The organism is Bradyrhizobium sp. 23AC (assembly GCF_054863025.1).
This window is the reverse complement of sequence record NZ_JAVAYN010000007.1, coordinates 426,965-437,453: the sequence shown is the minus strand read 5'-3', so window position 1 is coordinate 437,453 and position 10,489 is coordinate 426,965. Positions and strand designations below refer to the sequence as shown.

At 64.9% G+C, this 10,489-nt stretch carries 7 protein-coding genes; 5 read left to right on the top strand and 2 right to left on the bottom strand.

Going from position 1 to position 10,489, the window contains the following annotated elements; all coding sequences use genetic code 11:
* Positions 1-1,054: 1,054 nt before the first annotated feature.
* Positions 1,055-2,779 (top strand): dihydroxy-acid dehydratase, encoded by a 1,725-nt coding sequence (ilvD, locus tag RAD10_RS20160; RefSeq protein ID WP_461618911.1) that lies wholly within the window; start codon positions 1,055-1,057, stop codon positions 2,777-2,779.
* Positions 2,766-3,596 (top strand): tetratricopeptide repeat protein, encoded by an 831-nt coding sequence (locus tag RAD10_RS20155; RefSeq protein ID WP_461618910.1) that lies wholly within the window; start codon positions 2,766-2,768, stop codon positions 3,594-3,596. The genes ilvD and RAD10_RS20155 overlap by 14 nt, the downstream gene beginning before the upstream one ends.
* 98 nt (positions 3,597-3,694) lie before the next feature.
* On the opposite strand, the gene xth is transcribed toward RAD10_RS20155, so the two are convergent.
* Positions 3,695-4,492: an exodeoxyribonuclease III gene (gene xth / locus RAD10_RS20150; RefSeq protein ID WP_461618909.1), complete on the bottom strand. Its 798-nt coding sequence runs from the start codon at positions 4,490-4,492 to the stop codon at positions 3,695-3,697.
* 134 nt (positions 4,493-4,626) lie between these two features.
* Between xth and RAD10_RS20145 the strand changes: the two genes are divergently transcribed.
* A complete protein-coding gene (locus tag RAD10_RS20145) occupies positions 4,627-6,957 on the top strand; it encodes a hybrid sensor histidine kinase/response regulator (RefSeq protein ID WP_461618908.1) in 2,331 nt (776 codons plus the stop codon).
* 8 nt (positions 6,958-6,965) lie between these two features.
* Here RAD10_RS20145 and erpA read toward each other — a convergent pair whose 3' ends face one another.
* On the bottom strand, positions 6,966-7,295 hold the full coding sequence (gene erpA / locus RAD10_RS20140) for an iron-sulfur cluster insertion protein ErpA (RefSeq protein ID WP_038949166.1): 330 nt from the start codon (positions 7,293-7,295) through the stop codon (positions 6,966-6,968).
* Positions 7,296-7,418: 123 nt separating this feature from the next.
* Here erpA and RAD10_RS20135 point away from each other — a divergent pair, with 123 nt between their 5' ends.
* Both RAD10_RS20135 and argS read left to right on the top strand, forming a co-directional pair.
* Positions 7,419-8,627: a deoxyguanosinetriphosphate triphosphohydrolase gene (locus RAD10_RS20135; protein ID WP_461618907.1), complete on the top strand. Its 1,209-nt coding sequence runs from the start codon at positions 7,419-7,421 to the stop codon at positions 8,625-8,627.
* A 9-nt stretch (positions 8,628-8,636) separates the two neighbouring features.
* A complete protein-coding gene (gene argS / locus RAD10_RS20130; protein ID WP_461618906.1) occupies positions 8,637-10,427 on the top strand; it encodes an arginine--tRNA ligase in 1,791 nt (596 codons plus the stop codon).
* The last annotated feature ends 62 nt before the right edge of the window (positions 10,428-10,489 follow it).

The following is a 10,489-nucleotide window of genomic DNA, read 5'->3' as shown; positions in this document are numbered from 1 at the left end:
CAGAAGGAATGGTCGGCTCCCGGGAGATCACGGCATAAGCCGTCCAGCCACTGCGCAGGGAAGGCCGAGTGATCGGCCACACCTGTATGCTGCTGTGCGGTTCTTCTGCGTGTGCCTATTGCGCAGCAGACCGCGGGTGCGAGCCAGCACCCGGCCTTCCCTGCGCCCTCTTGGCTTAAGAGGGTAGCGAGACGAAGCAAAGCTCGGGCGATTCAAGCCGCGAGGCTGCGAAGGCGTGTCTGTGAGCTGAGCTGCGTGCCACAAACTCGATATCGTAGGGTGGGCAAAGCGCAGCGTGCCCACGCCTTGTCGCTCATAGATGGAGATCGTGGGCACGGCGCTATGCGCCTTTGCCCACCCTACGGCACTGCAGCTGGGATACGCATTGGAGCATCGCGATGGTGCCTCCTGCTCCGTCGTTGCGAGGACCGCTTGCGACGGAGCAATCCAGAATCCCTCCGCGGAAAGACTCTGGATTGCTTCGCTTCGCTCGCAATGACGGTGTGGAGAGAGCGGGCGTCATAACTCCGCTGGTGCCCCGGACGCAGCGCAGCGCTCCTGCAGCGGCGCGCTGCAGAGCCGGGGCCCATCCATCCGCATCGCGCCCTGTCGCTTTCTGGGTCCCGGCTCTGCGCCGCAACGCCAAGAGGCGTTGCGGCTTGTCCGGGACACGAGGGAGGAATCGTTGATGAGCGGCGCACCCCGACTCACCCGCGCGCGGTCACCGCCTCGCGGAGCAAATTCGGAAGTGTTGTTGCCGATATAAAATCTGAAGTTGTGGATCATCCTCCCTGCGAGGGTATCGCAGTAGTCCACCCCGTGTCTTCCCGGTAACGATTGTGCTGTCTACGCAACACCCGGTTCCGATTTAACCGTCATCACTGGTGGTTCGCATCACCGCCGCTTTTTGGCCACACCCGAGCATGAATAAAATCGCTCTAATGTTTTAGGGGCAGCGGCGGTCTTCGAAGGCGACGAGAAATCCCAAGGTCGATTCAAATCTTGGCTCTGATTTTTCGGGTCTGAAAGGGTTGACCGAGGAAACTGGTTTGCGATGAACGCGAAGACCGACATCAAGCAGAGGCTGCCGAGCCGTCACGTGACGGAAGGCCCTGCGCGCGCGCCGCATCGGTCCTATTTCTATGCCATGGGTCTGACCACCGCGCAGATCCACCAGCCTTTCGTCGGCGTCGCATCCTGCTGGAATGAGGCCGCTCCCTGCAACATCGCCCTGATGCGCCAGGCGCAGGCGGTGAAGAAGGGCGTGGCGTCGGCTGGCGGCACCCCGCGCGAGTTCTGCACCATCACCGTGACCGACGGCATCGCCATGGGCCATGACGGCATGCGCTCCTCGCTGCCGTCGCGCGAATGCATCGCCGACTCCGTCGAGCTGACCGTCCGCGGCCATGCCTATGATGCCCTGGTCGGGCTTGCCGGCTGCGACAAGTCGCTGCCGGGCATGATGATGGCGATGGTCCGTCTCAACGTGCCCTCGATCTTCATCTATGGCGGCTCGATCCTGCCCGGCACTTTCCGCGGGCAGCAGGTCACCGTGCAGGACATGTTCGAGGCCGTCGGCAAGCACTCGGTCGGCGCCATGTCGGACGAGGATCTCGACGAGATCGAACGCGTGGCGTGCCCCTCGGCGGGCGCCTGCGGCGCGCAGTTCACCGCCAACACCATGGCGACCGTGTCCGAGGCGATCGGCCTCGCACTGCCTTACTCGGCCGGTGCTCCGGCACCCTATGAAATCCGCGACGCTTTCTGCATGACCGCGGGCGAGAAGGTGATGGACCTGATCGCCGAAAACATCCGGCCGCGCGACATCGTCACCCGCAAGGCGCTGGAGAATGCCGCCGCCGTGGTCGCCGCCTCCGGCGGCTCGACCAATGCTGCGCTGCACCTGCCGGCGATCGCGCATGAATGCGGCATCAAGTTCGACCTGTTCGACGTTGCCGAAATCTTCAAAAAGACACCATATGTCGCGGATTTGAAGCCGGGCGGCCGTTATGTCGCCAAAGACATGTTTGAAGTAGGTGGCATACCGCTTCTGATGAAGACGCTGCTCGACAACGGCTTCCTGCACGGTGATTGCCTTACCGTCACGGGCCGCACGATCGCCGAAAACCTCAAGAGCGTGAAGTGGAATCCGCACCAGGACGTGGTGCATCCGGCAGACAAGCCCATCACCGTCACTGGCGGTGTGGTCGGTCTGAAGGGGAATTTGGCGCCAGAAGGTGCGATCGTGAAAGTCGCGGGAATGTCCAACCTCAGGTTTACCGGTCCGGCCAGGTGCTTCGACCGCGAGGAGGATGCTTTCGAGGCGGTCCAGAAGCGCACCTACCGCGAAGGCGAAGTCATCGTGATCCGCTACGAGGGGCCGAAGGGCGGCCCCGGCATGCGGGAAATGCTCCAGACCACCGCGGCGCTGACCGGCCAGGGCATGGGCGGCAAGATCGCACTCATCACCGACGGCCGCTTCTCCGGCGCCACCCGCGGCTTCTGCATCGGCCATGTCGGGCCGGAAGCGGCCATTGGCGGCCCGATCGGGCTGCTCGAGGACGGCGACATCATCGAGATCGACGCGGTCAATGGGACCCTTAACGTAAAATTGAGCGACGCCGAGCTGGCCCAGCGCAAGACCAAATGGACCGCTCGCGCGACTAACCACACGTCGGGTGCGCTCTGGAAATATGCTCAACAGGTTGGACCAGCGGTCGGGGGGGCTGTGACCCATCCGGGCGGCGCGCACGAGAAACAGTGCTATGCGGACATCTAGGCGTGCCATAGTTGCGTTTGTGTTGGGGGTCGGTGCGCTGGCCGCGCCGGCGCTTGCCTTCGACGGGGCTCCGGTCAACCCGAAGGACGCGACCATCCCGGTCGTGACCACCTTGCCGGGGACCGCGGCGACCGCTCGCGGTAAAGTCGCGCCGGCGACTGTGCCTCAGGAGACCTCGCTCAGTGCGCTGCAATATGCCGCCGAGGGTGGCCACCCCATCGCACAGTGGAAGCTCGGCCGCATGTACGCCAATGGCGACGGCGTCGCCCAGGACGATCTGCGCGCCTTCGAATATTTCAGCCGGATCGCCAATGCGCATGCCGAGGACAGCCCGTCGGCACCGCAGGCGCAGATCGTGGCCAACGCCTTCGTCGCGCTCGGCCGCTACTATCTGAGCGGCATCCCGAACTCGAAGGTCAAGTCGGACCCGGAGCGGGCGCGGGAGATGTTCTCCTATGCTGCCTCCTATTTCGGCAATGCCGACGCGCAATACGATCTCGCCCGGCTCTATCTGAAGACGCCGGATGCCTCGCGCGAGGATTTCCGCTACGGCGCGCGCTGGCTCGGCCTTGCAGCGCAGAAGGGCCAGCACGAGGCACAGGCGCTGCTCGGCCAGATGCTGTTCAACGGCGACCGTCTGCCGCGACAGGCCGCGCGCGGCCTGATGTGGCTGACGCTGGCGCGTGACAGCGCCGGCGCAGATGAGACCTGGATCAAGGAAAGCTATAGCCGCGCCTTCGCCAAGGCCTCCGACGACGACCGCGCCATGTGCCTGCAAATGCTGGAACAGTGGGTGCAGGGCGGCCGCCGGGAGTAGCTCGGCAGCCTCGGTGCCGTAGGGCGGGTTCGCGACGACATTCTCGCTGATTCAACGCGGAACGTCGGAAGCGTAACCCATCACCTCCGGGCTCCGGCCTACGCCGCGTCCAGATCCAGATCCGCCCACACCGGCACGTGGTCCGAGGGCTTCTCCCAGCCACGCACATAGCTGTCGATCCCGACATTGGCGAGCCGGTCGCTGGCCTGCGGCGACAGCAGCAGATGGTCGATCCGCAGGCCCTGGTTCTTCTGCCAGGCCCCGGCCTGGTAATCCCAGAAAGTGTAAAGCCCGGGCTCATCCGTGACCGCTCGCAAGGCATCGGTCAGCCCGAGGCCGAGCAGGGACTGAAAGCTCTCCCGCGTCTCCGGCTTGAACAGGGCGTCCTCGGTCCAGGCAGCCGGATTGTGCACGTCGCGGGCGTGCGGGATGACGTTGAAATCGCCGGCGAGGATCAGCGGCTCCTCGGTCTTGAGGCGCTCCTTCGAATAGTCAAGAAGCCGGGACATCCATTTGAGCTTGTAGGGATATTTCTCCGTCCCGACCGGATTACCATTGGGCAGATAAAGGCAGGCGATGCGCATCACGCCCGACTTCAGCGTCACCACGCCCTCGAGGAAGCGCGCATGGGCGTCCTCGTCGTCGCCGGCGAGTCCCGATTTGGTCTCGTCGAACCGGAGCTTGGAGAGCAGCGCGACGCCGTTGAACGTCTTCTGCCCGTGGGTGACCACGTTGTAGCCGAGCGCCTCGATCTCCAGCCGCGGGAAGGCCTCGTCGACGCATTTGATCTCCTGGAGGCAGACGATGTCCGGCTGGCACTCCCTCAGCCAGGTCAGGAGAAGGTCGATCCGCTGCCGGACCGAGTTCACGTTCCAGGTGGCAACTCTGATGGTCATGTCGGCGGGCTCCGGGCAGGGGCCATGGTTAGAACAAACTGCAAACGCGCCCGTCAAGGACGCCGCAAAATCTCCCACAAAATTAACCCGGCTTAAGCAGGCGGCAGGCCATTGATCGTCAAAAGGTTCCGCGAATGGGATGGCCGGACAAATCGATGAAGCGAACCGAGCCGCGTGACGGCCTGATCGGCGCGTTCCTGTATTGGCTCGGCGGCTTCGAGATCGAGGACGGCCTGACCGCCGATCTCAGCGAGCGCGAGATCCGCCGCATCCGCGCCAAGCAGATCGACGCCGTGACGCGGCTGATTCCCGTGACGATGGCGGTGACGATGCTGAACGTCGCCATCGTGCTGATCCTGTTCTGGGGCAGGGGATGGAACGACTTCCTCGCGATCTGGGGCCTGACGCTCGCCGCCACCGCCTCGCTCGCTGTGCGCGCCTGGCGGCGGTCGCATCAGCACCCGCCGCAGGAGGCCTCGCCCCGCGCCGCGCGGCATTTGCTGCGGCAGGCGGTCTTGCTCGCCGCGATCTGGGGCGCGCTGCCGCTCGCTCTGTTCAGCCGCATCGAGCCGACCAGCCAGCTGATCCTGGCCTGCCTGATGGTCGGCATGATGTCGGGCGGTGCCTTCACGCTGTCGACGTTCCCGCGCGCCGGCCTCGTCTATCTCGCCACCATGACGACCGCCTGCGCCGGGGCGCTATTGCTCTGCGGCGCCGGGCCGTATCTGGTGACGGCGGTGTTCCTGCTGCTGTTCGCATTTTTCATGGCACGCAGCATCGTCTCGCAGGGCAATCTGTTCCTCGGCAATCTCAAGGCCCAGCTCGAACTCGAACGCCAGACCGAGATCATCTCGCTGCTGCTGAAAGACTTTCAGGAGAACGCCAGCGACTGGCTGTGGCAGACCGATGCCGAAGGGCATCTGGTCGATGTGCCCGAGCGCTTCGCGGACGTCGCCCAGTTGCCGCTGCCGCTGTTGAAGGGATCGCATTTCGCCGACGTGCTCGACATGCTGTGCCCGGAGGACAAGAGCGCGGCCTATAACGTCGTCGGCCTGATGGAGCAGAACGAGCCGCTGCACGAGATGAACCTCAAGGTCGTCGCCGGCGGCGAGGCGCGGCTGTGGTCGCTGACGGCCAAGCCGGCCTATGACCGTGAGGGCCAGTTCCTCGGCTATCGCGGCTTCGGGCGCGACGTGACCGAACGCTGGCGCGCGGAAAAGGCCGAGGCCGAGAGCCGCGCCAAGTCGAACTTCCTCGCGGTGATGAGCCACGAGATCCGCACGCCCATGAACGGCGTGCTCGGGCTTGCCAGCATGCTGCTCGAGACCAGGCTCGATCCGGAGCAGCGCGAGGCGGTCACCACGATCCGCGAGTCCGGCGACAATCTCCAGCGTATCCTCAACGACATCCTCGACCTGTCCAAGCTCGAGGCCGGGCGCTTCACCTTCGAGGTGATCGACTTCGCCCCGCAAACGCTGGTGGAGGCGGTCGCGACCGTCGTCCGCGCGAGCGCCAAGGCCAAGGGGCTGTCGGTCAAGCTGGAACTCGACCCGAACCTGCCGCCGACGCTACGCGGCGACGTCGCGCGCATCCGCCAGGTGCTGCTCAACCTCGCGTCCAATGCGGTGAAGTTCACCGATGAGGGCGAGGTGACGATTTCGGCAACCTGCCAGGCGCGCCGCGATTTGCTGGCGACCGTCGAATGGACGGTGACCGACAGCGGCATCGGTATCGCTCCCGAAAAGCTCGGCGAGCTCTTCAGCGACTTCGCGCAGGCGGACGCCTCGATCAGCCGCCGCTTCGGCGGCACTGGCCTCGGCCTTGCGATCTCTCGGCGCATCATCGAGCAGATGGGCGGCACCATCGGCGTCACCTCGACGCCGGGCGAGGGATCGACCTTCCGCTTCACGCTGGTGCTGCCCTGGAGCCAGGCGCAGGTCTCCGAGCAGACGGCCGGCCACGACGAGGCCGACGAGCTCAAGGCCCGTATCGCCGGCCTCGATCGGCCGCTGAAGGTGCTGGTCGCGGAGGACGATGCGGTCAACCGCATGGTCGTGAGCAAGATGTTGGGGGCCTTCGACGTCGAGCTGCGCGTCGTCACCGACGGCGCTGAGGCCGTCGCGGCAGCATCCGAAGGCAATTACGATGTGGTGCTGATGGACGTGCGCATGCCCGACATGGACGGGCTTGCCGCCACCCGCGCGATCCGCGCGCAAGGCGGGCGCTGCGAAGCTTTGCCGATCGTCGCGCTGACCGCCAATGCCTTCCCCGAGGACGTCAGGATCTGCCGCGAGGCGGGCATGTCGGACTTCCTCGCCAAGCCGCTGCGCAAGCCGGCGCTGGTCGCGGCCTTGCTGCGTGCGCTCGACGGCCACGTGATGTCCGAGGACGCGCCGCTGCAGCCGGAGCTGATGCCGGCCGAAATGGACTGGACGGACGAGGAGAAGCAGATAACAGGCGCGTAAGCGGTCGGTCAGACCGAGAAGCTGGTGCCGCAGCCGCAGGACGCTGTGGCGTTCGGATTGTTGACGCGGAACGAGGCGCCGATCAGATCGTCGACAAAATCGACCTGCGATCCCGCCAGGAACGGCTGCGAGGCGGAATCGACCAGCACCACCGCATTGTCCTGCTCGATCACGAGATCGTCGTCGGTCCGCGCACGGTCGATGTCGAACTTGTACTGGAAACCCGAGCAGCCGCCGCCCTCGACCGAGATGCGCAGCATCGCGCCAGAGCCTTCGCCCTTGAGGATCTCCCCAATCCGGCGTGCGGCGCGGTCACTGATGGTCACGTCGGTCGTCATGGCTGGTCTCCGATAGTCCCGCGGTCATACCAGGTTCACTTGCCCAATTCATTTGGTATCCCGCGTCCGGCATAGTTAAGTGCAAGGATACGCAGAATCAAATGGATAGGGACTAAATTCGTCGTGTCCGTCGGAATGGCTGCCCCCCATGCGCCCTATGCCTGTGATCCCGACCGCAGCCGCGGCCGGCTGGTCGCGGAGCCGCCGAGCCGGACCCGCAGCCCGTTCCGGCGGGATTGCGACCGGGTGATCCATTCCACCGCGTTCCGCCGCCTGAAGTACAAGACCCAGGTGTTCGTGTTCCACGAGGGCGACCACTACCGTACCCGGTTGACCCATTCGCTGGAGGTGGCGCAGATCGCCCGAGCGCTGGCCCGGCAGCTCGGGCTGGACGAGGATCTCACCGAAACCCTGGCGCTGGCCCATGATCTCGGTCATCCCCCGTTCGGCCATGCCGGCGAGCGGGCGCTGGACGCCTGCCTGAAGGATTTTGGCGGCTTCGACCACAACGCCCAGACGCTCCGCGTCGTCGCTTCGCTCGAGCATCGCTACCCTGATTTCGACGGGCTCAACCTGACCTGGGAGTCGCTCGAGGGCATCGTCAAGCATAACGGTCCGCTGACCGACCGCAGCGGCGCGCCGGTGGGGCGCTATCGCGAGCACGGCATTCCCGTCGGCATCGCCGACTATATCAAGACCTACGACCTCGAATTTTGGAGCTTCGCCTCGCTGGAGGCGCAGGTCGCCGCCATCGCCGACGACATCGCCTATGACGCCCACGATATCGACGACGGCCTGCGTGCCGGCCTGTTCCATCTCGACGATCTCAAGGTGATGCCGCTCACAGCTGAGATCATCGCCGAGACCTCAGCGCACTATCCCGATCTCGAAGACCTCAGGCGCGGTGCCGAGCTGGTGCGCGAGCTGATCTCGCACCTGATCGGTGCGGTGTTCGCGCAGGCGCAGAAGAACCTCGCGGCGGTGAAGCCCCAATCGGCCCAGGATGTCCGCCAGCAGAGCCGGGCGCTGGTCGCATTTCCGGCCGAGGTCGCCGAGGAGGAGGCCGCCATCAAGACCTTCCTCTATCAGCACATGTACCGTCACAAGCGGGTGATGCGGGTGATGGGGGAGGCGGAACAGATCCTGTTCGACCTGTTCGCGAAATACCTGAAATCCCCGGGCGAGCTGCCGCCGGAATGGCTGCTGGGGGCGGAGGCGGACAATGAGGGTGACCGGGCCCGCCGGATCGGCAATTTCATTGCCGGAATGACCGACCGTTTCGCCCTGACCGAGCACCAGCGGCTTTTTGACTCGACCCCGGATTTGCGTTAGGCGGCGGCCATGCCCGACACATCCTCAGCACTGCATTTGTTCGCCGACGTGCTTGCACGCGTGCACGCCGCCTGCCGTACGCTGGCGGCGGAAGCCAATTGGCCCGAGGGCATCGATTTCTCCCGCGTGGTGGTCGAGCCGCCGCGCGATCCCTCCCATGGCGACATGGCGACCAACGCCGCCATGGTGCTGGCGAAAGAGGCAAAGGCCAAGCCGCGCGACCTCGCCGAGCAGATCGCCGAGCGGCTGCGCGCGGACGCGCTGATCGCCAAGGTCGATGTCGCCGGTCCCGGCTTCATCAATCTGACGCTGCAGCCCGCTGCCTGGGCCGAGGCGCTGCGGACCGTGCTGCGCGAGGGCGCCGATTACGGCCGCGTCCGCGGTGGGTCCAAGGTCAATGTCGAATACGTCTCGGCCAATCCGACCGGGCCGATGCATGTCGGCCATTGCCGCGGCGCCGTGTTTGGTGACGCGCTGGCGAGCCTGCTCCAGTTCGCAGGCCACGACGTCGCGCGCGAATATTACATCAACGACGCCGGCGCCCAGGTCGACGTGCTCGCGCGCTCCGCGTTCCTGCGGTACCGCGAGGCGCTCGGCGAGGACGTCGGTGCGATCCCGGAAGGGCTCTATCCGGGCGACTATCTGAAGCCGGTCGGCGCGGCGCTGGCGAAAGAGCACGGCGACAAGCTCCTCGCGATGAGCGAGGTCGAATGGCTGCCGACGGTGCGCGCCAAGGCGATCGCGATGATGATGGACGAGATCAAGGACGATCTCGCCGCCCTCAACATCCGCCACGATGTATTTTTCTCCGAGCGCTCGCTGATCGAAACCGGCAACAACAAGGTTGCCGAGACCATCGATTTCCTGAAGGCCAAGGGCGACGTCTACGAAGGTCGCCTGCCGCCGCCGAAGGGTGCGCCGGTCGAGGATTGGGAAGACCGCGAGCAGCTGCTGTTCAAGGCGACAGCTTACGGCGACGACGTCGATCGTCCGCTGATCAAGTCGGACAATTCCTACACCTACTTCGCCGCCGACATCGCCTACCACAAGAACAAGTTCGACCGCGGTTTTGCGGAAATGATCGACGTCTGGGGCGCCGACCATGGCGGCTACATCAAGCGCATGCAGGCGGCGGTGAAGGCGACGACGTCAGGCAAGGGCTCGCTCGACGTCAAGATCGTCCAGCTCGTCAAGCTGCTGCGCAACGGCGAGCCGGTGAAAATGTCCAAGCGGAGCGGGGACTTCGTCACCTTGCGTGAGGTGGTGGATGAGGTCGGCCAGGACGCCGTCCGCTTCATGATGCTCTACAGGAAGAACGACGCCGTGCTCGACTTCGACCTCGCCAAGGTCATGGAACAGTCGCGCGACAACCCGGTGTTCTACGTCCAGTACGGTCACGCTCGTGGCCACTCGATCTTCCGCAACGCGAGGGCGGAAGTGTTCCCGGAACTGCCGGGGGATGCCGGCGAGCGGATCGCCTGGCTCGCTGAGTCGGCGGTGGAACGGCTGTCAGACCCCGTCGAGCTCGACCTGCTAAAGCGGCTTGCAATATTTCCGCGCATGCTGGAAGCCGCAGCCGCGGCCCACGAGCCGCACCGAATTGCCTTTTATCTCTATGATTTAGCCAGCGAATTTCATGCACTTTGGACGAAGGGGCGCGACTTGCCCTATTTACGCTTCATTATCAATAATGATGCAGAGCTTACAAAGGCGCGACTGGCCATGGTCCAGGGCGTCGTCTCGGTTCTGGCATCGGGCCTCGCCATCCTCGGCGTCCATGCTCCGAACGAGATGCGGTAGTTTGGGGCGAACTACTTAAGGGGAATATCGGGGGTAACCGGCAGAAGCCGGATCGCTTAGAC

Coding starts and splice junctions, on each gene's coding strand:
- argS (WP_461618906.1), top strand. CDS start 8,637: ATGCCCGACACATCCTCAGCACTGCATTTGTTCGCCGACGTGCTTGCA.
- RAD10_RS20155 (WP_461618910.1), top strand. CDS start 2,766: ATGCGGACATCTAGGCGTGCCATAGTTGCGTTTGTGTTGGGGGTCGGT.
- erpA (WP_038949166.1), bottom strand. CDS start 7,295: ATGACGACCGACGTGACCATCAGTGACCGCGCCGCACGCCGGATTGGG.
- ilvD (WP_461618911.1), top strand. CDS start 1,055: ATGAACGCGAAGACCGACATCAAGCAGAGGCTGCCGAGCCGTCACGTG.
- RAD10_RS20145 (WP_461618908.1), top strand. CDS start 4,627: ATGGGATGGCCGGACAAATCGATGAAGCGAACCGAGCCGCGTGACGGC.
- xth (WP_461618909.1), bottom strand. CDS start 4,492: ATGACCATCAGAGTTGCCACCTGGAACGTGAACTCGGTCCGGCAGCGG.